The sequence below is a fragment of the Rhizobacter sp. P1_G5 genome (assembly GCF_056405435.1).
Genome location: NZ_JBFUCB010000001.1, coordinates 46,226 through 68,187 on the forward strand (window position 1 = coordinate 46,226; position 21,962 = coordinate 68,187).

The 21,962-nt window shown below is 70.6% G+C and carries 18 protein-coding genes; 5 read left to right on the forward strand and 13 right to left on the reverse strand.

Translation table 11 applies throughout. The annotated features are described in order from the left end of the window. Window positions 1-127 precede the first annotated feature (127 nt). Genes AC1D12_RS00150 through AC1D12_RS00160 form a run of 3 tightly spaced genes read left to right on the forward strand, consistent with a single transcriptional unit; the run spans window position 128 to window position 2,258 of the window. Entirely contained in the window at window positions 128-637 is a 510-nt protein-coding gene (locus AC1D12_RS00150) for an ester cyclase (protein ID WP_477838307.1), read from the forward strand. Between the two features lie 16 nt (window positions 638-653). After that, complete coding sequence (locus tag AC1D12_RS00155; protein ID WP_477838309.1) at window positions 654-1,340, forward strand: SDR family oxidoreductase; 687 nt, start codon at window positions 654-656, stop codon at window positions 1,338-1,340. Between the two features lie 30 nt (window positions 1,341-1,370). Continuing rightward, on the forward strand, window positions 1,371-2,258 hold the full coding sequence (locus tag AC1D12_RS00160; RefSeq protein WP_477824830.1) for a LysR family transcriptional regulator: 888 nt from the start codon (window positions 1,371-1,373) through the stop codon (window positions 2,256-2,258). A gap of 12 nt (window positions 2,259-2,270) precedes the next feature. Here the strand turns inward: AC1D12_RS00160 and AC1D12_RS00165 are convergent, their stop codons facing one another. The 7 genes from AC1D12_RS00165 to AC1D12_RS00195 all read right to left on the reverse strand — a co-directional run bounded on the left by AC1D12_RS00165 (window position 2,271) and on the right by AC1D12_RS00195 (window position 13,256). Continuing rightward, window positions 2,271-4,718 carry a DUF3772 domain-containing protein gene (locus AC1D12_RS00165; RefSeq protein ID WP_477838311.1) on the reverse strand — a complete coding sequence of 816 codons (2,448 nt, stop codon included), beginning with the start codon at window positions 4,716-4,718 and terminating at the stop codon, window positions 2,271-2,273. A 95-nt stretch (window positions 4,719-4,813) separates the two neighbouring features. Then, the gene (locus AC1D12_RS00170; RefSeq protein WP_477838313.1) at window positions 4,814-6,007 is read right to left on the reverse strand and encodes a hypothetical protein; all 1,194 of its coding nucleotides are present in this window, start codon (window positions 6,005-6,007) and stop codon (window positions 4,814-4,816) included. A gap of 220 nt (window positions 6,008-6,227) precedes the next feature. Next, window positions 6,228-7,019: a transporter gene (locus tag AC1D12_RS00175; RefSeq protein WP_477838315.1), complete on the reverse strand. Its 792-nt coding sequence runs from the start codon at window positions 7,017-7,019 to the stop codon at window positions 6,228-6,230. A gap of 87 nt (window positions 7,020-7,106) precedes the next feature. Then, window positions 7,107-10,199: a TonB-dependent receptor domain-containing protein gene (locus AC1D12_RS00180; protein ID WP_477838317.1), complete on the reverse strand. Its 3,093-nt coding sequence runs from the start codon at window positions 10,197-10,199 to the stop codon at window positions 7,107-7,109. Beyond that, on the reverse strand, window positions 10,196-11,395 hold the full coding sequence (locus AC1D12_RS00185; protein ID WP_477824825.1) for a hypothetical protein: 1,200 nt from the start codon (window positions 11,393-11,395) through the stop codon (window positions 10,196-10,198). The genes AC1D12_RS00180 and AC1D12_RS00185 overlap by 4 nt, the downstream gene beginning before the upstream one ends. Before the next feature lie 60 nt (window positions 11,396-11,455). After that, window positions 11,456-11,719, reverse strand: a complete 264-nt coding sequence (locus AC1D12_RS00190; protein WP_477824824.1) for a hypothetical protein — start codon at window positions 11,717-11,719, stop codon at window positions 11,456-11,458. Window positions 11,720-11,729: 10 nt separating this feature from the next. Beyond that, complete coding sequence (locus AC1D12_RS00195; protein WP_477824823.1) at window positions 11,730-13,256, reverse strand: DUF4331 domain-containing protein; 1,527 nt, start codon at window positions 13,254-13,256, stop codon at window positions 11,730-11,732. A 202-nt stretch (window positions 13,257-13,458) separates the two neighbouring features. Here AC1D12_RS00195 and AC1D12_RS00200 point away from each other — a divergent pair, with 202 nt between their 5' ends. Further along, window positions 13,459-14,763: a hypothetical protein gene (locus AC1D12_RS00200; RefSeq protein WP_477838319.1), complete on the forward strand. Its 1,305-nt coding sequence runs from the start codon at window positions 13,459-13,461 to the stop codon at window positions 14,761-14,763. A gap of 49 nt (window positions 14,764-14,812) precedes the next feature. Here the strand turns inward: AC1D12_RS00200 and AC1D12_RS00205 are convergent, their stop codons facing one another. Next, window positions 14,813-15,493 carry an outer membrane beta-barrel protein gene (locus tag AC1D12_RS00205; protein ID WP_477838321.1) on the reverse strand — a complete coding sequence of 227 codons (681 nt, stop codon included), beginning with the start codon at window positions 15,491-15,493 and terminating at the stop codon, window positions 14,813-14,815. A 128-nt stretch (window positions 15,494-15,621) separates the two neighbouring features. Between AC1D12_RS00205 and AC1D12_RS00210 the strand changes: the two genes are divergently transcribed. After that, window positions 15,622-15,972: a hypothetical protein gene (locus AC1D12_RS00210; RefSeq protein WP_465111512.1), complete on the forward strand. Its 351-nt coding sequence runs from the start codon at window positions 15,622-15,624 to the stop codon at window positions 15,970-15,972. Window positions 15,973-16,015: 43 nt separating this feature from the next. Here the strand turns inward: AC1D12_RS00210 and AC1D12_RS00215 are convergent, their stop codons facing one another. The 5 genes from AC1D12_RS00215 to AC1D12_RS00235 all read right to left on the reverse strand — a co-directional run bounded on the left by AC1D12_RS00215 (window position 16,016) and on the right by AC1D12_RS00235 (window position 21,878). After that, a complete protein-coding gene (locus AC1D12_RS00215; protein ID WP_465111513.1) occupies window positions 16,016-16,552 on the reverse strand; it encodes a porin family protein in 537 nt (178 codons plus the stop codon). Window positions 16,553-16,734: 182 nt separating this feature from the next. Further along, a complete protein-coding gene (locus AC1D12_RS00220; RefSeq protein ID WP_477824820.1) occupies window positions 16,735-18,258 on the reverse strand; it encodes a class I adenylate-forming enzyme family protein in 1,524 nt (507 codons plus the stop codon). A gap of 2 nt (window positions 18,259-18,260) precedes the next feature. Further along, window positions 18,261-19,187, reverse strand: a complete 927-nt coding sequence (locus AC1D12_RS00225; RefSeq protein WP_465111515.1) for a 2-hydroxyacid dehydrogenase — start codon at window positions 19,185-19,187, stop codon at window positions 18,261-18,263. Window position 19,188: 1 nt separating this feature from the next. Beyond that, the gene (locus AC1D12_RS00230) at window positions 19,189-20,175 is read right to left on the reverse strand and encodes a tripartite tricarboxylate transporter substrate binding protein (protein ID WP_477824819.1); all 987 of its coding nucleotides are present in this window, start codon (window positions 20,173-20,175) and stop codon (window positions 19,189-19,191) included. After that, window positions 20,172-21,878 (reverse strand): long-chain fatty acid--CoA ligase, encoded by a 1,707-nt coding sequence (locus AC1D12_RS00235; protein ID WP_477838323.1) that lies wholly within the window; start codon window positions 21,876-21,878, stop codon window positions 20,172-20,174. Before AC1D12_RS00235 ends, AC1D12_RS00230 begins: the two co-directional genes overlap by 4 nt. Between the last annotated feature and the right edge of the window lie 84 nt (window positions 21,879-21,962).

Consider the following 21,962-nt stretch of genomic DNA (forward strand, 5'->3'; position numbering starts at 1 on the left):
GCTGCAGGTGGGGATTTGCAAACGCCGCAAGAAGGTGCTTCTGCCGCGAGGCCACTTCCGGTGCCGGTGCACCGGCAGAAGAATGCGCTCCATGCACGAATCGCGTGTGCCTTCCAGACGAACCACCATGAAAACCCTTGCCGCTGCCGCCGCACTGACCGCCCTGTGCGGCGTCGCGACTGCCGCTGACGACCTGCCTCGACCCCACCACCTCGCTGCCGCGCCCGGCAGTGCAGACGCCGTGCTGGCCGCACGCCGCTATGCCGCCTTCTGGGACACCGGAGAGGCCCTCCATGCACAGGCCGCGCTGTCGCCGGGCTTCATCGATCGCACCTTGCCCGCCGGCCGCCCGCAGGGCCCGGACGGCCCGCTGGCTGCATCGAAGGCCTTCCGCGCAGCCGTGCCCGACCTGCGCGCCGAGATCGACGACCTGGTGGCCAGCGGCGACCGCGTCGGCGTGCACCTGCACTTCCGCGGCCATTTCACCGGCAGCTTCGCCGGCCGGCCGGGCAGCGGCCAGGTGGTCGATTTCCAGGCCTTCGATCTCTACCGCGTCGAGGCGGGCCGGATTGCCGAGAACTGGCATCTCGAAGACAACCTGACGCTGATGCAGCAGCTCGGCGTGATCGCCAACTGAACCCGCAGGACGCCCGATGAACATCACTTCCCTTCGCTTCGACGGCCAGCACGTCGTCGTGGTCGGCGGCAGCTCCGGCATCGGCCGGGCGGTCGCCGTGGCGGCCGAGGCGGCCGGCGCCCGCGTCACCGCGCTCGGCCGCCACACGCCGATCGCCTGCGACCTCACCGACGACGCGAGCGTCGTGCAGGCCTTCCAGCGCACCGGCGCGATCGACCACCTGGTGTTGACGCCCGGCGCACGCGTCGGCTCGCCGCGGCTCGAGYAGCTCACCGACGCCGAGCTGCTGACCGCCTACCAGGTCAAGCTGTTCGGCAGCCTGCGTGCCATCCGGGCGGCGCTGCCGGTGCTCGCGCCGACGGCCTCGATCACGCTGACCTCGGGCCAGCTGGCGCGCAAGCCGAGCCCCGGCGGGCTGCTGAAGGGCAGCCTGAATGCCGCGGTCGACGCCGCCGGCAGGCAGCTCGCGAAGGAACTGGCGCCGCGGCGCGTCAACGTCGTCAGCCCCGGCGCGATCGACACGCCGCTGTGGGGCGCCGACGGCGATGCGGCCCGTGCGGCCACGCTCRCACGCGTCGGCGGCACGCTGCCGGTCGGCCGCGTCGGCCGGCCCGATGAACTGGCGCAGGCCTACCTGCTCGCGATGGCGACCGGCTTCATGACCGGCTCGGTGATCGACGTCGATGGCGGCGGCCTGCTGTGACGTCGTGTCGACGCTGAGACACTGGCGGGCATGGACCGCCTGAACGACCTGCGACTGTTCGTCGATGCCGCTGCGCTCGGCAGCTTCTCTGCCGCCGGGCGCAAGCACGGCCTGTCGGCGGCAGCGTCGAGCGCGACCATCCAGCGCATCGAGGCCGCGCTCGGCGTCAAGCTGTTCGAGCGCACGACGCGCCGGCTGCGGCTGACGGAAGAGGGCGAGGCCTACCGCCACTACGGGCAGCAGGCGCTCGACGCGCTGGCCGAGGCCGCGCAGGTGCTGCAGGCCGGCCACCGCGAGGTGCGCGGCACGCTGCGCCTGTCGGCGCCGTCGGACCTCGGCCGCAATGCGCTGCTCGCGCACCTCGACACGTTCCAGCAGCAGCACCCGCAGGTGAAGCTGGTGCTGAACCTCGGCGACACGCCAGCCGACCTGCTGGCCGACGACATCGACCTCGCGATCCGCTACGGCCAGCCGCGTGACAGCCGCATGGTGGCGCGCCTGCTGGCACCGAGCCGGCGCGTGGTGTGCGCGGCGCCGGCGCTGGTCGCGCGCGTGGGCCTGCCGGCGTCACCGGAGGCACTGGCCGCGTTGCCGACGCTGGTGCTCGTGACCGATGCCGGGCCGATGCAGGACTGGCGCTGGCGGCAGGGCGATGCCGCGCGCACGGTGCGCGTGGCCCGCACGCACGAGAGCAACGACGGCGATGTGATCCGCCGCTGGGCGATCCAGGGGCGGGGCTTCGCGTACAAGTCGCTGCTGGACGTGGCGGCCGACCTGCAGGCCGGGCGCCTGCTGACCGTGCTCGATGCGCAGTTCAGCGAGCCGGCACCGCTGAACGCGCTGTACCACCCGCACGGTTTCCAGCCGCCGCGCTTGAAGGCGCTGCTGGCGCACCTGCAGCAGGCCTTCGCCGGCTGACCCGCATCGTCGTCAGGTCGGGTCCTGCGGCGCCTCCCGCAGCACCATCGCCGCCGGTTTCGACATCGGCAGCCCCGCCTCGCGCAGCCCGCCCAGCACCGTGAACAGCAGCGCGCTCTTCACCGCATACGACTGCCGCGGCGACACCACGTAGCCGGTCGCGTTGAACACCAGGTTGCCGTTGTCGAAACCGTCGAGGTAGACCTTCGGCACCGGTGTCTCCAGCACGTCGTCGTGTTGCTCGAAAGCCTGCAGCAGCAGGTCGCGCACGCGTTCGGTGTCGGTGTCCAGCGGCATCGGCAGCTTGATCTGCACCAGCCCCAGCGGGCTCGCGAGCGTGACGTTGCGCACCGTCTTCGTGATGAACTCCGAGTTCGGCACGATCACCGTCGAGCGGTCGCCCATCTGGATCTCGGTGGCGCGCACGTTGATGCGGCGGATGTCGCCCTCGATGCCGCCGAGCGTCACCCAGTCGCCCACCTTCACCGGCCGCTCGGCCAGCAGGATCAGCCCCGAGACGAAGTTCGACACCACCGCCTGCAAGCCGAAGCCGATGCCCACCGACAGCGCGCTCGCGATCCACGCGATCTTGTCGAGCGCCAGCCCGACGGCCGACAGCCCGAACGCGATCGCGAGCACCGTGCCGACGAAGCCGAACAGCGTGGTGGTCGAGCTGCGCATGCCGGCGTCGAGCCGCGTGGTCGGCAGGAAGCTGCGTGTCAGCCAGCGCTTGAGCGCGCGCACCGCCAGCAGGCTGAGGCCGAACACCAGCAGCGCGCGCAGCACCGCCACCGGCCGCACCTGCAGCTCGCCGACGGCCACGCCGACGTCGAGCTGGCCGAGGCGCTGCCACAGGTCGCCCGGCCCCTCGCCGAACGGCGCAAGGATCAGCACCAGCGCCACCAGCAGCACCGCGAGCTGCAGGCTGCCCGCGCCGATGACGGCCACCTGGTTGCGCAGGTGCGAGGGTGATACCGCGGCATCCGAGTGCGCCTCGATCGCGCCATCGGGCTCCTCCGCGTCCGGATCGGTGAGCGGCGGCGAGCGCACCCAGGTGTCGAAGACATCGCCGACCAGCAGGTTCAGCAGGTAGGCGGTCAGCGAGACCGCGAACACCCAGACCACCTGGCGCGCGACGAAGCCGCCGAGCGCCACGTAGCCGACCACGATGCAGACGACGCTCGCCACCAGCGCGAGCCACACGCCGCCCAGCATCAGCGAGACCCACAGCGGGCGGGGCAGGGTGTCGAGCGGCGATGTGGGTTCCGGCGGGGGCTCGATGGCCGCAGCGGCGAGTGCTGCGCGCCGCAGCCGCTCGCCCGTGCGCAGGCTGCGGCCGACGACCAGCGCCAGCACCAGCGCATAAACGCAGTTGATCGCGACCTCGGCCGCGAGATCGGCCTGCGCCAGCACCGCAAGCCGCTGCATCAGCCAGCCGGCCAGCGTGACGGCGCCGATCACCACCGGCTGCCGGCGCAGGGCCGTCGCCAGCGCATCGGGCATCGGCAGCAGCCGCCACGCCGGCCGGTCGGCCGACAGCAGCGCGCGCCCGAGGCCGGCGAGGTAGGCCGAGAACAGCACCGCGCCGAGGAAGCTCGCGAGCATGCCGTGCAGCGGCTCGGGCACCGGGCGCTGCCAGTTCAGGCCGAGCACCAGGCCCCACGCGACGGCCCCGGGGGCGAGCATCCACAGCAGCGTCTGCGCGAGGGCGTACAGCGTGCGGCGCACTCGCGCGGCCGGCGAGTGGGTGGCGACCAGCCGCGCGACGACGCGGCCGAGCGCGATGCGCAACGCGATGCCGATCAGCGCGACGCCGAGCCAGGCCAGCCACGCCGCGGCCGACATGCGGGCGAAGGCCGCGGCGAGCTGGTCCTGCCACGGCGAAGGCGTCGCTTCGCCGGGCGAGAGCAGGTCGCGCAGGTCGTGCCAGAACGAGGTGCTGAGCAGCGCATCGGTACGCTCGAACAGGTGCGCCTGGAAGCGCGAGCGGCGCTGCCGCGCGGCCTGGTCGGCGAGCTGCAGGCTCTCGACCGACAGCAGCCGCGCGAGCTTGATGCGCGCGGTCAGGGCCTCGGTGGTCTTCTGCAGGCTGCCACGCTGGGTGGCGACATCGCTGTCTTCGCGGGTGCCGTCGGGGGCGGCGCCGAGTTCGGTCAGCCGCGCCTGGGCGCGCGCGAGTTCGGGGGCCTGGGCTTGCGCGATCTGCTCGGCGTTGTGCTGGATCTCGAGCAGCGCGTCGCGCATCGCGACCAGCTCGGCATCGGGGCTGTCGGCCTGCAGGCGCTTCTCGATCGAGTCGACGCGCAGGCGGGCCGCTTCGAGGGTGGCGTCGGGGTCGTCGGCGGGCTGGGCGCTCGCGGTGACGGTGGCGGTGAGGGCGCCCAACGCGAACAGCAGCGTGAGCAGCAACGAGCGCGTGATCCGTGTCAGAAAGGAAACAGCCTGTGGTCGGCCTGGCATGCGATCGGCTCCATTCGAGAGGGCAGCGGGAATCGCGCATCCTGCCACCGTGGTGCAGGGCTTGGCAAACGAGGTGCCAAGGGGGCCTGCGGACATCACCGCATCGTGGCAGCCATGCCGGTGATCAAGCGGTCGAGCAGGCGGGCGTAGCCGCGCGCGTCCTCGCGATGGACCGTGTCGAGCAACTCGGGCCAGATCTCGCTCCACAGCGACCGCAGCGCATGGCGTTGCGCTGTGTCCTCTTGATCGCGAACGCTCTGCACGCCGGCGCAGGTCTTGTCCAAGGACTGCCGCAACACCCTGGCGACGTCGGCACGGTCACAGGTGCTGGCGCGATCCGCGAGCGCCATTGCGTCACGCAATGCCTGCGGGCGCAGACGTGGCTTCAGGTATTTCTCCACCACCCTGAAGCGGACATCGCGGGAAAACGCCACGACCCGGCGCGGATGGCGGCGCAGCTTCTTCAGAGCGGACCGATACGCGTCGATGTCGTGCTCGTCGATGGCACGCTGCAGTGCGGCCAGGCACGTTGACGCCGCCCGACCCGACAGGCCGGTCGAGACGCTGGTGGATGCCGGGACACCTTCCCGCAAGGTCGCCAGGTGGCTGCGGAGCTTTTCCAGGTGCGCGGTCATCGTGTTCGCCACGCTCGTGTTCAGCGCCAGGATCGACTCAGTCACAAGGCATGACAAGGCCTGGAGCGGACCGGATTGGCTTTCCCATGCCTGCGCCTTCAACTGGAGTGACGCGAACATCAGCGCGGCTTCGAAGCTTCCGAGGTCGTTCCGTGAGGTGGCCTCTTCGAGGTCGGACCGGAGTTCTGCGCTGAAATGCTCCAGCACGCAACGCGTGACGTGGGGATCGGCGTCATCGCAGAGGGCATCGAATGCCGCGGGCAGCGATCTGCTGCGATGGCGGTAGTCGGCGAAGAGCATCGTCACTGTCTCATTCAGCGCGATGTCCAGATCGACCCGAGCCTTCTTCAGAGATGCATCGATCTGGTCCTTCTTCAGCTTCGCGGCCACTGTATCGATCGGCTCGACGGTTCCGTGGTGTGGTGGCTCGCCGAGCCACAGCGCAAGAACACCGTCCACGCACGGCGCGTCTTGCAGCAGTGCGCGCGTGTCGGTGGCCAGGTTCAGCAACAGCTCACCGAACTCGTGCTGCTGTGCCGACTGCAGCTGGGGAAGGGTCGCGCGCCACAACGCACGGAGATCCGACCGGAGCCCGGGTGGACAGGCCTCGACCGCGCGCGRGAACCCGGCCTGGAGAGCCTTCAGCGTCGGCATCAGGAGTCGCGCGTCGACCGTCCGTCCAGCTGCGTTCCTGGTTCGAAGAATCCCGGGAGGCCTCGGTTCCGAGGCGGTGGAACCGGATGGGATGACGGGCAGAGGACCTTGCCGGTTCAGGGCCGCACTGTTCATGCTGAAGGCGAGAGTGGTGCTTCCGCCCTGAGTGGCCGGTTTCGGGCATTCGTTCCCGGCACCGCATTGATTGATGGCGTGCTTCTCAGAAACGGAACGAGACGCCGACGCCCCACTGCAGGTCGGGCGTGTCGCGGGTCAGCCCGCGCGACGCGGCGATGTCGAGCTGCAGCGAATCGTTCACCAGCCAGCTGGCCCCGAGGTCGAAGCTGACGACGTTGCCGCCATGCGCCCGGCTTGCCAGTTGCTGGCCGGCGATCTCGACGAAGGTGTGCCAGGCCGGCGACCAGCCCTTGCTGAGCGTCACCGCGAGGATGCCGGCGGTGAAGCGCGAGCCGTCTTCGGTCTTGTCGGCGACGAGGCCGGGCATCACGCCGATCGACATGTCATCCGGCAGGTCCCATTCGGCGACGAAGCGCAGCGACAGGCGCAGGCCCTGGCCGCGGAACGCGGTGGAGCCGGTGTCGAGGTCGACGTTCGCCAGCCAGGCCATGCCGGGCGTGCCGCGGGCCTCGTCGCCCTCCTGCATGCGCCACTTGATGCCGATCGAGGTGTCGGCCATGCCGCGCTCGGTGTCCGTGCGCAGGAAGCCGTCGGTCTCGACGCGGAACTCCATGTCGTCGCGAAAGCCCAGCCGCAGCAGCGTCGGCGTGCTGCGCGTGCGGGTCTTCAGGCCGTCGGCCTCGTTGCGCTCGAAGCCGAGGCCGGTCTCGATCTGCACACGGCCGCGGCCGACGACCTCGCTGGATTCGACGAAGTCGGGGCGGTCGGTGGTGATGCTGTCGGCGGCGCGCGCATGGTGTGCGGCCAGGGCACCGACCAGCACGGCGGTGGCGATGGTCGCCGCCCGCGTTGGCGAAAGGAGGGCTGTCTTCATCTCGTCTCCCCGGCGAGAGGGTCCCGCACCCCCCATGCTATCGGCGGTGCCGGCACCGAACTGAAGCTGGCTTTCAGGCAACTCCGCTCAGCGGAACTGCCACGCCATCGTCACCCGCACGCTGCGCGGCTCGACCGGATGGACATGCTGGTCCGCCACCGGCGCCGTCTCGCCCGCCCGCTGCGACTCGTACCAGTAGTCGATGTCGCTCGCCGCGCGGTTGAACAGGTTGAACACGTCGACGTTGAACGTCAGGCTGCGCGTTGCACGCCAGCCGCCGCGCAGGTAGGCCAGCGTCGTCGCGCTCGACCGCTGCGAGCCGTCCTCGATCAGGTCGCGCGGCCCGAAGTGCCGCAGCTGGAACTGCCCGAACCAGGGCGACGCCGCATCGGCCCAGGTGAGGCCGGCCGACAGCACGCGGTTGACCGCCCCGGGTACGTGATCGCCCTCCGGCGCGCTGTCGGTGAAGCGCGCGCGAGAGGCCGCCAAGTCCACGTCCAGCAACCAGCCCTTCCACGCCCGCCCCCCCAGCGCCTCCAGCTGCCAGTGGTTGTTCCACTCGACGCCGCTGCGCCGGCTCGCGCGGTTCGGCTCGGTGGTGCCTGCATCGCCGACGAAGACCAGCTCCGAATCCAGGTCCAGCCGCCACAGCGCAAGCGAGCTCTGCAGGCCCGGCACGATTTCGCTGCGCAGCCCCAGTTCGCCGCCGCGGCTGCGCACCAGCCCGGGCACCGGATCGGCGGCCGCCGTCGTGCCACGCGCGTCGTTGCTGTGGAAGCCGCTGCCGTAGTTGGCGAAGAACTCGGTCTGCGCCCATGGCCCGAAGATCAGCGACAGCTTCGGCGACGCGATGCCGTCGCCCACGCGGCCGCTGTTGCCGGCCACCGAGCTGTCGACGGAGAAGTGCGCCCGATCGGCGCGCAGCCCGGCCACGCTCCTCAGCCACGGCGTCCAGTTCGTCGCCCATTCGCCGTAGACGCCGGCCGATGCCTGCCGCACCTGGCTCTCCTGTTTCACCGCCAACCGCTGCCCGTGCGCCGCCGCATACAGCCCGACGGGGCTCAACTGGTCATGCCGCAACTGCAGCCCGAGGCTGAACTGCTGCTCGCGCCCGCCCAGCTTCACGTTCCAGTGCCGGCTCGCCTCGCCGCCCAGCACCTGGCGCCGCTCGGCCTGCTCGAACTGGTCGCCGTTGACCGGATCGTCCATGAGGTAGGTGAAGTCGGAGAACAGGTTCAGCCGCGAGCGGATCGCGTACGCGCTCACGCGCCAGTCGCCGTCGTCCAGCAGCCGCGTCTGCTGCGCCGACAGGCTGATGCGCTGCGTGCTGCCGCCGTCGCTCGGGTCCAGCGTGCCGAAGCGGCCCACCGTGCCGTCGTCCACCGCGCGCTGCGGGATCTGGTCGGTCGCCGACCAGCGCGAGTCGTAGGCCATGAAGCTCAGGCTGCGCGAGCCGGCCGCGTTCCGTTCGCCATAGCGCAGCCAGCCGTTGACCTTGCGCAGGCGCTCGGGCTGCTCCCACGGGCCGTCGTTGCCGTGCAGTTCCAGCGCGCCCAGCAGGTGGCCCTCGCCGAAGGCCGTGCTGTCGGCCAGCAGCGCACGCCGGTAGCCGTGCTCGCCCAGCGTCAGCTTGGCGGTGCCGCGCGGCATCTCGTCGACCAGCGCGATGCGCGCCGTGCCGGCCGATGCGAAGTCGCCATCGGCCGCGAAGTACGGTCCCTTGTGGTAGTCGATGCGCTGCACCAGCTCCGGGATCAGGAAGTTCAGGTCGCTGTAGCCCTGGCCGTGTGCGTGGCTCACCATGTTGACCGGCATGCCGTCGACGAAGCTCGCGAAGTCGGTGCCGTGGTCGAGGTTGAAGCCGCGCAGGAAGTACTGGTTGGCCTTGCCGTCGCCGCTGTGCTGCGTGACGATCAGGCCGGGCACGAACTCCAGCACCTCGGCCGGCCGCAGTGCCGGGCGGTTGGCGATCAGCCGGGCGGTGACGCTGCCTTCGCTGGCGGCGCTCGACGTGCCGACGCCGTTCAGGTAGTGGCCGATGACCTCGACGGGGGGCAGGGCCGCTTCGCTCGCCACCTGGGCACTCGCTGTTCCGAGCCTGATGTCGAAGGCGCGTTCGGTCAGCCACACCACCGCGACCAGCACGATCAGCGCCGAGCCGCCGCGCAGCAGCACATGCCGGTAGAAGCGTGTCGTTCGCAGCACCCAGACGCTCGCCACGAAGGCGGCGACGATCGCGAGCTGCCCCAGTTCAACACCGAGGTTGAAGCCGAGAAGCGGCAGCGCGAGTGCGCCCTGCGCGAGCCCGGCGTCCTTCAGCGCGCCGGCGAACCCGAAGCCATGCACCAGCCCGAACGCGAAGGTCAGTTTCCAGCGGCCCTCGCGCACCATCGGCACCAGGTTGTTCAGCGCCGCGAACACGACGCTGGCGGCGATGATCGATTCGACCCAGCGCGACGGCGGGTTCACGAGATCGAAGGCGGCCAGCGCCAGCGTGATCGAGTGCGCCACGGTGAAGGCGGTGACGACGCGCAGCACCTCGGCCAGCACCGGCCGCAGGCGCGGCGATGCCAGCACGGCCGGCAGCAGCAGCGCGAGCAGGAACAGGATGTGGTCGCTGCCGATCAGGATGTGGTGCACGCCCTCGGCGACGAAGCCGGCGAAGACGGGCCCGGCAGCCGTGCCGAAGCTGCGCGGCGCATCGCCGGGCACCAGCACGGCGGTCTCATCGCGGCCCTGCTGTTGCACGCGGACGATGCCGCGGTGCGTCGGGTCGCTTTGCGCGAACAGCTGGTAGACGGGCGTCAACGACTGGACCGGTGCGGGGCAGGTCCAGCGTCGCGTCAACACCGCATAGTGGCCGTCGCTGTGCTCGTCGAGCTGCTGCGCGCCGCTGGCGCCGGGCGCGCACGGCGCGCCGTCGGCCTGCACCGACAGGCCTTGCAGAGACAGCCGGTCGATGTCGGCCCAGCGCGTGCGCACCTCGCCCCAGGCGAGCTGCCCGTCGTCGTCGGCATCGAGTGCGAGTTCGCGTTCCAGGTCGCGCAGCGCGATGTCGAAGCGCTGTTCCACGATGGCGCCATCGACCTTCAGGTGGACGTAGGCGTCACTCGGCTTGTGGGCCTGCGCGAGGAGCGGCAGCAGGCCGAGGCAGGCGATCAGCAAGTGGCGCGCATTCATGAGCCGCTCCCGGCGAGCGCCTGCAGGCGCGCATCCTGCCAGCCGGTGTCGCGGACCCGTTGCCACACCGGCTGTGCCGCCTGCGGTTGCTTCGCCGCCAGCGCGGCGCGTACCAGCAGCAGCGCGTCGGCCGGTTCCTTCTGGACGGCCCAGTTCGCCTGCGCGCTCGACAGCGCGGCGGGCGCGTCGCCCAGCAGGTCGAGTTCGTAGCGCGCTTGCTCGCGCGCGTGGCTGCGGTCGCCGCGCAGGCGGGCCGCGTCGAAGCGAGCGCTCAGCGTGGCGATGGCCTGTGGCGCGCGGGGATCGGCGCTGCGCTTCCAGGCGATCGCCAGGCGCAGCAGCAAGGCGTCCGCATCCTCGCGGCCGGCCAGCAGCGCTGCGGCATCGCGCTCGCGGTGTTGCGCCAGCAGCCAGTCGGCGCAGGCGGCCAGCGTGTAGACGTCGGGTGGCGATGACGCTGCGATCGCGCGCCGGTACAGCGCATCGGCCGATGCATCGCCGCGGCGCTCGGCCAGTTCGGCCTGCACGAGCGCCAGCCAACCGGTGTCGGCGTCCGGCTGCCGGGCCAGTGCGGCCAGCGCCGCCGCGGCGGGTTCGGCCCGGCCTTGCAGGCTCATCAATTCGGCACGGCAGACCTGCGCCGGCAATTGCACCGCGCTGCCGAGGGCCGCGTAGTGCGCTCCCAGCAGGCGTTCGCAGCCGGCATCGGCCTCGCGCCAGCGGCCTTGCACCTGCAGCACCGAGGCACGCGTCAGCTCGGCCTGGGCCTGGATGGCCAGCGGTACCGGTTGCGGGCCGGGCTGCAACAGCGCATCGAGATCCTGCAGGGCCGGCCCGAAATCGTGCTGGCTCTGCCGCACGATCGCGCGCAGCAGGCGCACCGGCGCCGGGGGATGGGGCTGGGTCCACCACGGCGCCAGGGCGGCCTGGGCCTGGCCGAGTTCGCGTGGGTCGCCGTCGCGGCGCGCGCGTTCGATGGCGTCGTGTGCCAGCCGCGTCGCGAGCTGCAGTTCGGCCGGGTGCTGGCGCAGTTGCTCGCGCAGCGCGCGTTGCTGCTGGCGCTCGGCGCTGCTGCCGATGCGGGCCGGCAGGCGCTCGACGATGGTGTCGTCGCCGGCTGGAACGAAGGGGGCGGCGTGGCACAGCGCGGCATGCAGCAGCGCCACCGGCCACCACCGGAAGATCGAGCGAATCATCATCACCTCGGCTGGAAAAGGGTCCGTCGCCCGGATCGGCATCCGGACGACGGGTTCCGGTCAGAGCGTGGCCGGTTCGTCGGTCTCGCTGGTCGGCACGTTCGCGATGGCGTCCAGGCTCAGCGGCTCGCCGCTGTCGGACGCCACGTTCACCCGTGCCGCGGCGTACTCGGTGTACGCCGCCGGCGTGGCTGCCGCAGTGACGGGCACCGCGGTTTCCTCCGGGGCCGGCGCGTCGCCGCCGGACCCTCCGCCGCCACCGCACGCCGTCAGCAAAGCGGCACCCACCAGGCTCATGCCGAACGCTTGAAGAAGCTTGTTCATGCTGCGCTCCTCAATGCGTTCCGCCGATGGGCGTGAACAGGTACGGGAAGCCCGGCAGCAGCGGCAGCACGGCCTGGTCGACCGCGTCGTGCAGCTTCAGCGAGGTGGCCCCCAGCGGCACGTTGGCCGGCTTGCAGGCCGCGCCGAAACCGAACTTGTCGGTGTCGCCGTTGGCGATGCACAGCCCGCCCATCACCGCGACCAGCGAGACGTCGACCACGTCGTCCTTCGGCCGGCGGCCGTTCGGGAAGCCGGCGTTGTCGGTGCCGCCCGCAAGGATGTTGCCGACGATGCCGAGCCGGTTCTGGTCGGCGAAGGCCACCGGCGCGATCGCGGTGTTCAGCCGCAGCATTTCGGAGGGCGTCACGCTCGCCGGCTGGTTCACGCCCTTGATGCCGGTCAGGAAGGCCGTCACGAGGTCGGTGCGCGGCAGGTTCTTCGGCGCGGTGCCGGGCAGCTTCAGCGCGATCTCCAGCAGCGCGGGCAGCGTCGGGTTGGTGACGTAGGCGGCGAACTGCGCGTCGTCCTTCGGCTTCGAGCCGTTGAAGCGGTCCTTGTCGGGCAGGCCGATCACCACCTCGTTGACCAGCGGCATGCCCAGGCGCGAGACCTGGGTCCAGGCGCCGCCGGCCTTCTCGGTGGTCTGGTGGCCGGCCTTCGGCGTCGGGTCGAGCAGGCGCACCTGGCGCAGGCTGGCGCTGGTCCAGCCGCCGATCACCGGGTCGGTGCCGGCGGTCAGGCAGCTCTTGTGCACCTCGAGCGCGAGCGTCGTGACGTTCTTGTCGTCGATGGTGTTCGGTGCCGCATTGATCAGGGCCGGGTCGGTGATCACGGCCACCGGCGCGTTGACCAGGTCGAAGATGGTGCCGAGGTTGACCGCGAACGGGTCCTTGCGCTGGCCGGCGAACACCTTGCCCGGCATCGCGCAGCCCGGGATGTTGACGGTGTAGATGTGCTTGGCCGCATAGGCAGCGTAGTCGGGCAGGGTCTTCACGCCGATGTTGTCGACCGGCTTGTCGAAGGTGGCACTGCCGCCGGCCGCGTTCGTGATCGCGCTGCGCCGGCCGCTGCGGCGGTCGCCGCGCACCACGTCGACGGTGAAGGTCTCGGTGAGGTTCAGCGCGGCCGAGCGCACATCGGTCACCTGGCCGGCCTGGATCAGCGGGATCGCGACGTTCTTGTCGCCGATCGGCAGCCTGACGTTGTTCAGCGTGTTCTTGAAACGGAACTGGAAGCTCAGGTCTTCCTTCGCGTCGCCGTTGTTGTCGATGTGGATCTCGTACAGCGCGTTCGGATCCATCGAGAAGTAGTTCGGTCCGCCGTAGGCGTCCTGCAGCGGCAGGTAGTTCGCGATCAACGTGACGTAGTCGGTGCGGTCGGCCTCGTAGCTGCGGAACATGTAGAAATCGGTGGCGTCGACCTTGGGTTGCGTGGTGATGAACGGCGCCTCGCGGTGGCTGGAGGCATGGGCGGCGGCGCACAGCGCGAGGGTCGCGGCCAGCGCGAGCGGTGCGCTGCGCAAACGGGTGGGTGTCATGGCTTCTCCTGGTGTGGTGGCATGGCAGCCGGCGGGATGCCGGCTGACCTGCGTTTACGCCGCGAGGGAGCTGGTGGACGCAGTGCGCTGTCTCGACGCTCTGCCGGTGGGGGCTTGCATCCAAGGGGAAGGAAGCGGCGTACGGGCGCGCCTGGAAAGTACCGATGTGAAATCGATTTCAGCGCCACTAGCATCCCCGGCCATGTCGATCACATCGCTTGTCACCTGCACATCGCTGCTGGCCCTGCCGCTGCTCACGATGGCCGCACCCGTCACGCTGAGCATCCCATCGGATCTCCCGTCGCCGAGCAGCATCGCGGCCGCGCCGGCGATCCTGCGCGGCTACAACATCGGCAACTGGATGCAGATCGGCGAGTTCGCCCGCGAGATGCGGCAGGCGCCGGCGGCGGCCTTGCGCTTCCCGGGCGGCAACGCCGGTGACGACGAAGACCTCACCGGTGCGCGGCTCGACCTGTTCAAGACCAACCTTGAACTGCTGGGCGGCCCGGCGCCCGAGTTGCTGATCCAGACGCGTGTGTTCCAGGGTGGCCGCCTCGGCGTGGCGGCGGCGAACACGCCCGAAGACGCCGCGTCGGCGGTGCGCCTGGCGCGCGAACGCGGGCTGGCGGTGCCGGTGTGGGAGATCGGCAACGAGCCCGACCTGTTCGCCGTCACGCGCGGCGACGCGAGCTGGACGCCGGAGCGCTACTGCGAGGTCTTCCGCGCGCAGGCCGCGGCGATCAAGCGCGAGGACCCGCAGGCGCGCATCGCCGGCCCGGCGGTGTCGGGCGCGATGCCGATCGCACCGGCATTTGCGCGCCGCTTCATCGCACTGTGCGGCGACGTGGTGGACGTGCTGACCTGGCACATCTACCCGACCGAAGGCACCGGCTCCGAGGCGGCCGCGCTCGCGAGCATCGACGACGCGACGCGCTGGCCGGCCGAGTACCGGCGTCTGCTGGCCGACCCGGCGAGCAACCCGCTCGGCCATGCGCGCGCCATCGAGCTCGGCATCACCGAATACGGCCTGTCGTCCCGCTCCGACGGCCAGCGCTTCATCGGCGAGCAGGTCGGCGCGCTGTGGGCCGCCGAGTTCGCGCTGCGCAGCGCCGAGGCCGGGCTGCGTTTCGCGCACTACTTCGCGTACCAGGGGACCGGCTTCCACGGCCTGCTCGACAGCGGTGGGGCGCCGCGGGCGACGTACTACGCGTTCCGGCTGCTCGCGCCGCTGCAGGGGAAGTTCGTGCCGGTGTCCGCGAGCGATGCGGGCGTGTGGAGCCATGCGCTGGTCGATGGCGACACGCTGTCGGTCGTGCTGATCAACAGCGACACCAAGGCGAAACCGTTGAGGACGACCCTGGCGTCGTGGAAGCTTGCCGGCGGGCAGTCCTTCGATGCGCGCGTGGTCGACAAGGAGGCGGCGTTCACACGCATCAAGCCGGCCGCGGCGGCGACGCTGCCCGCGCGCTCGATGACGGTGCTGCGGTACCAGCRCACAAAAAAATAACCGACCCCGCATCGCGCGAGGCCGGCTCGATGCCGTCAGGTCGGCCGGATCAGAAGTTGTAGATCGCGCCGACCGTGTACAGCATGGTCTGAATTTTCTCGCCGATGAACTCGCCTTGGGTGAAGTCGATGGCGGCGTTCAGTGAGACGTCCTTCGTCAGCTTGTAGCCAATGCCGGCACCGAGATACCCTTTGAACTTGCTCTCGGAGGCGGATAGCGTCGCTGCTTGGGTCGAAGCCGATGCCTTCATCCTGTTACGTGCAACGCCGGCCCGAAGCACGCCGTTCCAGTTGGTCGCGAAATCGCCCAGGAACGCGGCACCGACGCCGAAGCCCGACATCCTGATGTCGCCGTTGACGATGCTGCCCTGCACGATGTCGAAGAAGTCGACCTTGCCGTAGTCGGCGTAGTGCGCCTCGACGGCGACGTTGTCAGTCAGCTTGTAGCCGCCGAACAGCTTGAAGCCGGTGCCGCTCTTGTCGCAACTGGTGCAATCGACGTCGAGCCTGGTGCCGCCCGCGGCCGCGCCGACGTAGAGGCCTTCGGCGTGTGCGCCGACGCTGCCGGCCGCGATGAGTGCGCTGAGGAGAAATTTCTTCACGGTGAATCCTGTGGTGTTTCGTGGAGCTGGAGTCGCCCGTGGCGTCCGCGCGGAAGCGACGGGGTCGACGTGCTGAGTGACACGAAACTGCGCCCGGTTCCCACCGACCGCTCGCCGATCTGCTTCCATCGTTCACCCACCCTGGACAGTTCGACCAGCTGTCCACAGAGCCGGCTTGGCGCGTGGTTGCAGCTGGATGCACGCCTGTGGCGTAGTCGCTCTATGCTTGCGACCTTCCGCATTTGCAGTCCAACCCCATGCGCCTCCTCCTGACCGCTCTCGCCGCCCTCACGCTGTTCGCCGGCTCCGCCCAGGCGCTGACGCTCGATGCGAAGAAACTGGCCCGCTACGACGCCAGCTACCAGCGCTGCGAGGCGCTGTACCCCGAGATGAAAGGCCAGCGCGACGTGGCCTACCTGCGGCTGTACCACGTGGCGGAAGACGAGAAGATGCTGGGCAAGCTGGCCGCGCTGCGCAAGAGCAGCGCCTACGTGGCCGAGCAGAAGCGCCTGAAGAAGACGCCCGCGCCGCCGGCCTCGGCGGCGTCTGGCCCGCTGGCCCAGCAGTGCCAGGGCCTGTGGGGCGAAGCGCAGCGCGCAAAAAAATAGCCGACCCCGCATTGCGCGGGATCGGCCGGCCGATGTCGGCGGATCAGAAGTTGTAGTTGACGCCGATCGTGTACAGCGTGGCCTTGGCCTTGTCGCCCTGCAGCTCGCCTTCGGTGTAGTCGATGGCGGCGGTCAGCGCGACTTCCTTGGTCAGCTTGTAGCCGATGCCGGCGCCGACGTAGGCCTTGGTCTTGCTCTCCGAGTCGGAGGCTGCGCCATCCAGCTTCACCTTGTTGCGCGCGACGCCGGCGCGGACCACGCCGTTCCAGTCGGGCGTGAAGTCGCCCAGGTAGGCCGCGCCGATGCCGAAGCCCGACAGCTTCACGTCGACGGAGGTGCCGCCGCCGCTGAGCTTGGCCTTGCCGTAGTCGGCGTAGTGCCCCTCGATGGCGATGTTCTCGGTCAGCTTGTAGCCGCCGAACAGCTTGAAGCCGGTGTCGCTCTTGTCGCAGCTGGGGGCGCCATTGCAATCGAGGTCGATGTTGGTGCCGCCGGCGGCCACGCCGACGTAGATGCCTTCGGCGTGCGCGCCGACGCTGCCTGCCATCGCGATGAGGGCGGTGAGGAGGATCTTCTTCATGGGGAATCCTGTGTTGTCTCGTGGAGATGAAACCGGCCGTTGACTGCTGCCGGCGCCGCGGGTGGAACCCTTGGCGGGCGGGATCCTACGTGTAAACCCGCCCCTCACATCCGTGACTTTTGGATACCCGATGAACTTGCCCGCCTTTCATGCGGCTGCAAGAAATCGCGCGGCCGTTGTGCTCAGTGCCAACGCTCGCGCAACTCGCGCTTCAGCACCTTGCCGATCGCGCTGCGCGGCAGCTCGTCAATGAAGCGCACGCCAGCCACGCGCTGCGTCTTGCCGACGCGGGCGTTCAGCCAGTGCTTCAGGTCGTCGGCCGTGGCGTCGTCCGCCCCCGCCCCCGCACCCGCCCCCACGCGCCGCACGACGAAGGCCACCGGCGTCTCGCCCCACTCGGCCGACGGCACGCCCACCACCGCCAGATCGGCCACCGCCGGGTGCTCGCGCAGCACCGCCTCGAGGTCGCTCGGATAGATGTTGAAGCCGCCGCTGATCACCACGTCCTTCTTGCGGTCGAGCAGCACCAGGAAGCCGTCGGCATCGAAGCGCCCGACATCACCGGTGCGGATGAAGCGCTTGCCCGCCGCATCGAACCATTCCGCCTCGCGCGTCTTCTGCGGCTGCCGGTGGTAGCCGAGCATCATCCCGGGCGAATGGCCGACCACCTCGCCGGTGGCGCCGGCCGGCAGCTCGCGGCCGTCGTCGTCGATCAGCCGGATGTCGTGCCCTTCGGCGGGACACCCGACCGTGTGCAGCTTGTCCGGGTGCTCGTGCGCCGCAAGGATGCAGGTGCCGCCGCCCTCGGTCATGCCGTAGAACTCGACCAGCCCGCCCGGCCAGCGCGCCAGCACATCCGCCTTCAGCGCGGCGCCGAACGGCGCGCTGGTGCAGAACTTGTTGATGAAGGCGGAGAGGTCGTGCTGCCCGAAGCCCGGCAGCGCCATCAGCCGCTGGTACTGCACCGGCACCAGCATCGTGTGCGTCGCGTGGTGCCGCGCGGCCAGCGCCAGGTAGCCGGCCGCGTCGAACTTCGGCATCAGCACGGCGCAGCCGCCATAGGCCAGCGTCGGGAAGAACACCACCAGCGTGGTGTTCGAGTACAGCGGCGTCGCGAGCAGCGTGACACCATCGGGCGTGTAGCCGTACTGCCGGCCACGCTGCACATGCGACCAGCGCATGCCGTGCGACTGCACGATGCCCTTCGGCACGCCGGTGGTGCCGGACGAATAGATGATGTTGAACGGCGCGTCGGGTGGCAGCGCCGGTTCGTCCACGCGTGCTCCGGCCGGTGCGAGCCAGCGCTCGAAGGCCGCGTCGTCGTCGAGCGCGATGCGCGGTACCTCGGATGCAGCAATCAACGCGCCGGCCGCGGCATCGACGAACAGCGCGCGCGGCTGCGCATCGGCCAGCATCGCGGCCAGGCTCTCGGCCGTCGACGACGGTGCGAGCGGCGCGACGACCACGCCGGCGCGCAGCGCGCCGAGGAACACCGCGGCGTAGCGCGTCGACGTGCCGGCGCACACCGCGACCGCCTCGCCCACCTGCACGCCATCGCGCTGCAGCGCGGCGGCGATGCGGTCCATCAGCGCATCGAGTGCGGCATACGACAGCACTTCGCCGCCCTGCATCAGCGCCGCCTGCGCCGGCCGCGCCTGCGCATGGGTGCGGACCTGCGAGGGAATCGTCCGGAAGGCGTCGTCCATCGTCAATACCCCGCCGAGCGATCGACGGCATGCAGCGGCAACTGCCCATCGCGCACGCGGCGCAGCGCGTCGAGGCATTGCGCCGCGACGGTGTCGAACGAGGCCTGCGCCGCGATGTGCGGCGTCGCGACCACCTTCGGGTGCCGCCACACCCAGTTCGACGGATCGGGCGGCTCACGCTCGAACACGTCGAGCGCGGCACCGGCCAGGTGGCCTTCGTCGAGCAGCGCGCGCAGGTCGGCCTCCACGAGGTGCTCGCCGCGGCCGACGCTGACGACGAACGCACCGCGCGGCAACTGCGACAGCGTCGCCCGGTTCAGCAGCCCGCGCGTCGCTGGCGTCAACGGCAGCGTGCAGACCAGCACGTCGCTGCGCGCGAGCAGTGCCGCGAGGCCGGCATCGCCGCTGAACACCTCGACCCCGGCCACCGGCTCGCCGCGCCGGCTCCAGCCCGCCACCGGGTAGCCCAGCGGCACGAAGGCCCGCGCCACCGCCTGCCCGACCGCGCCGAGCCCGAGGATGCCGACACGGCACTGCGCCGCCGCCCGCACCGGGTGACGCAGCCACTGCGCCGCGGCCTGCTGCTGCGCATAGCGCCCGAGGTCTCTCGTGAAGCCGAGCGTGCAGGCCAGCACGTATTGCGCGATCTCGCAGCCCTGGTTCGCATCGACGACGCGCGCCAGCACGACCGACGCCGGCAGGTCCGCCGGCATCAGCTTGTCGACCCCCGCGCCGATGCTGCACACCAGGCGCAGGTTCGGCCAGCGTGCGAGCTGCCCCGGCTGCAGGCGCCACGCGAGCAGGGCCTCGACGCGCTCCGGCGGCGCCTCGTCGTCGCTCGTCCACACATCGATGCCTTGGGCCGCGCGCCGCAGGGCCTCGGCGTATGGCGCCACGGGCAAGGGCGACACCAGCGCGAGCACGCCCACGTCAGGCCTTCGCGGCGAGGCCCAGGCGCTCGATCAGCGCCTTGTCCTTCACGAAGGTCTCGCGTGCCCAGGCCGCATAGTCGTCGCCGCTGCGGTACCAGGCCTCCTGGTTCAGCTGGTCGAGCAGCTCGACATGCCGCGGGTCGTCCATCGCCTTCTTGAAGGCATCGTGCAGCGTCTTCACGATCGCCGGGTCCATGCCCTTCGGGCCGACCAGCCCGTACGGCGAGCTGGACACCACGCCGTAGCCCAGGTCCTTCGCGGTCGGCACGTTCGGCCAGCGCTTCGTGCGCCGCTCGCCGAAGGTGACGAGCAGCCGCATCTGGCCGTTGTCGACGAACTTGTCCCAGCCGGTCGCGTCGCTCTGGGCCATCACGTGGCCGCCGAGCAGCGCCTGCTGCAGGTCGGCGTTGCCCTTGAACGGGATGTGGTTCAGCCGCACCTTCGCGTTGTCGGCCAGCTCCTCCATCAGCAGGTGCGGCGAGGTGCCGATGCCGGTGGAGCCGTAGTCGATCTTGCCGGGCTCGCGGCGCGCCGCCTCGATGTAGTCGTTGAAGGTCTTGAACGGCGAATCGGCGCGCACCGTGAAGCCGAAGGTGTAGCCCGAGATGCCCATGATGAACGTGAAGTCGTTGATCGGGTGCCAGTTCACCTTCTGCATGTGCGGCAGCCGCAGCATGCCCATCGGGAACTGCGCGATCGTGTAGCCGTCGGGCCTGGCGGTGCTCGCCATCATCCCCGGCCCGAGCGTGCCGCCGGCGCCGGGCTGGTTCTGCACGATGATGTTCTGGCCCAGCAGCTTGCCGGCGATGTCGGCCAGCGTGCGCAGGTGGCGGTCGGTGGAGCCGCCGGCCGGCCACGGCACGATCAGCGTGATGGGCTTGCTCGGGAAGCTCTCGGCGCGCAGCACGCGCAGCGGCGCCGCCAGGGCCGCGCCGCCGGCGGCGACGATCAGCGAGCGCCGGCGCAGCAGGGGGATGTGGCTCATGGGCTGTCTCCTGGTTGTGGTGTCGATGTGGCGGCGAGTTCGCGCTCCTGCAGCTCGCGCCACATCACCTTGCCGCTGCCGGATTTCGGCAGCGCGGCGACGAACTCGACGATGCGCGGGCTCTTGTAGGCGGCCATGTGCTCGTGGCTCCACGCGATCAGCTCCTGCGCGGTCACGGCCTCGTGGCCCGCGCGCAGCACCACCAATGCCTTCACCGTCTCGCCGCGGCGGGCGTCGCGCGCGGCGATCACGCAGGCCTCGAGCACGGCCGGGTGGCGGTACATCAGCGATTCGACCTCGGCCGGCCACACCTTGAAGCCCGACGCGTTGATCATCCGCTTGAGCCGGTCGACCATGAAGAAGTAGCCGTCGGCATCGACCTGCGCCAGGTCGCCGGTGCGCAGGAAGCGGCGGCCACCGATCTCGATGAAGGCGTCGCGCGTGGCGGCCTCGTCGTTCCAGTAGCCGCGCATCACCTGCGGGCCGTGCACGACCACCTCGCCGGTCTCGCCGGCCGGCACCTCGGCGAGCGTGGCCGGGTCGACGACCCGCGCGTCGACATCGAACACCGGGATGCCCAGGCACTGCGGCTTCGGCCGGTGCGGCGGGTTGATGTGCGTCGCGGCCATCGCCTCGGTCATGCCGTAGCCCTCGACGTAGTCCAGCCCCGTCAGCTCGCGCAGCCGCGCGGCCACGGCGGCCGGCATCGCCGCGCCGCCGCCGCGGATGCCCTGCAGGCTGCTCAGGTCGTAGTCCGCGAGGCGCGGGTTCGACAGGAAGTCGACCACCATCGTCGAGATCGCCTGCAGCACCGTCGCGCGGTGGCGCTGGATGCACYGCGCGGCGGCGTCGCGGTCCCAGCGCGCCAGCACCACCATCGTCGCGCCGAGGTACAGCGGGCCGTTCAGGCTGCCGGCCATGCCGGTGACGTGGAAGAACGGCAGCACCGACAGGTAGACCGCGTCCTGCGTGCGGCCGAACCACTGCACGCCGCCGACCAGCGTGCTCATCACGCTGCGGTGGGTGTGCATGCAGCCCTTGGGCCGGCCGGTGGTGCCGGAGGTGTAGGGCATCACGCACAGGTCGTCGGGGCCGGCGGTCAGCGGGCCGGGGCGATGATCCTGCGCGAGGGCGTCGCGCCATGCGGTGAGCCGGGGCGCGTCGAACGAAAGCGGCGTGGCCGAGACGGCTTCGGGCACCGGCAGGTCGGTGGGCGCGGTCAGTGCATCGGCGTAAGTGACGACGAGCAGCTGCCGCAGGCCGTTCTCGCCGACGTCGTCGAGCAGGGGTTGCATCTGCGCCAGCAGGTCCTGCGGCACGACGGCGACGCGCGCGCCGCTGTCGTGCACGTAGTGGCGCAGCTCCTCGCTGCGGTTCATCGGGTTGACCGGCACCACCACCGCGTTGGCGCGCAGGATGCCGTAGAACGCCATCACCCACTGCGGGCTGTTCTGCAGGTAGAGCAGCACGCGGTCGCCGGCCTGCACGCCGCCCGCCTGCTGCAGCCAGCCGGCGATGCGCTCGGTGCCGGCCAGCAGCTCGGCATAGCTCATCACGCTGTCGTAGAAGATGACCGCCGCCTTGTCCGGAAAGCGCTGCGCCGACACCTGCAGGTTGTGGAAGAGGTGGGTCTGCGGCAGCGTCAGGTGGCGCGGCAGGCCGGGCGGCCAGTGGGCAAAGTGGGCGGGGAGGGCAGACGGCATGGAAAAGCCATGCTAGGAGSGGGGCGGGGGCTTGTAAACACGGTGAATCCCGCTGTCGCCAAGGTGTCAGCCTCCTGGTTTGAC

What these genes read in the sequence shown, in the direction of transcription:
- AC1D12_RS00220 (WP_477824820.1), bottom strand. Translation starts at nt 18,258, where the DNA reads ATGGACGACGCCTTCCGGACGATTCCCTCGCAGGTCCGCACCCATGCG.
- AC1D12_RS00180 (WP_477838317.1), bottom strand. Translation starts at nt 10,199, where the DNA reads ATGAATGCGCGCCACTTGCTGATCGCCTGCCTCGGCCTGCTGCCGCTC.
- AC1D12_RS00195 (WP_477824823.1), bottom strand. Translation starts at nt 13,256, where the DNA reads ATGACACCCACCCGTTTGCGCAGCGCACCGCTCGCGCTGGCCGCGACC.
- AC1D12_RS00150 (WP_477838307.1), top strand. Translation starts at nt 128, where the DNA reads ATGAAAACCCTTGCCGCTGCCGCCGCACTGACCGCCCTGTGCGGCGTC.
- AC1D12_RS00160 (WP_477824830.1), top strand. Translation starts at nt 1,371, where the DNA reads ATGGACCGCCTGAACGACCTGCGACTGTTCGTCGATGCCGCTGCGCTC.
- AC1D12_RS00230 (WP_477824819.1), bottom strand. Translation starts at nt 20,175, where the DNA reads ATGAGCCACATCCCCCTGCTGCGCCGGCGCTCGCTGATCGTCGCCGCC.
- AC1D12_RS00190 (WP_477824824.1), bottom strand. Translation starts at nt 11,719, where the DNA reads ATGAACAAGCTTCTTCAAGCGTTCGGCATGAGCCTGGTGGGTGCCGCT.
- AC1D12_RS00210 (WP_465111512.1), top strand. Translation starts at nt 15,622, where the DNA reads ATGCGCCTCCTCCTGACCGCTCTCGCCGCCCTCACGCTGTTCGCCGGC.
- AC1D12_RS00175 (WP_477838315.1), bottom strand. Translation starts at nt 7,019, where the DNA reads ATGAAGACAGCCCTCCTTTCGCCAACGCGGGCGGCGACCATCGCCACC.
- AC1D12_RS00205 (WP_477838321.1), bottom strand. Translation starts at nt 15,493, where the DNA reads ATGGAAGCAGATCGGCGAGCGGTCGGTGGGAACCGGGCGCAGTTTCGT.
- AC1D12_RS00215 (WP_465111513.1), bottom strand. Translation starts at nt 16,552, where the DNA reads ATGAAGAAGATCCTCCTCACCGCCCTCATCGCGATGGCAGGCAGCGTC.
- AC1D12_RS00185 (WP_477824825.1), bottom strand. Translation starts at nt 11,395, where the DNA reads ATGATTCGCTCGATCTTCCGGTGGTGGCCGGTGGCGCTGCTGCATGCC.
- AC1D12_RS00165 (WP_477838311.1), bottom strand. Translation starts at nt 4,718, where the DNA reads ATGCCAGGCCGACCACAGGCTGTTTCCTTTCTGACACGGATCACGCGC.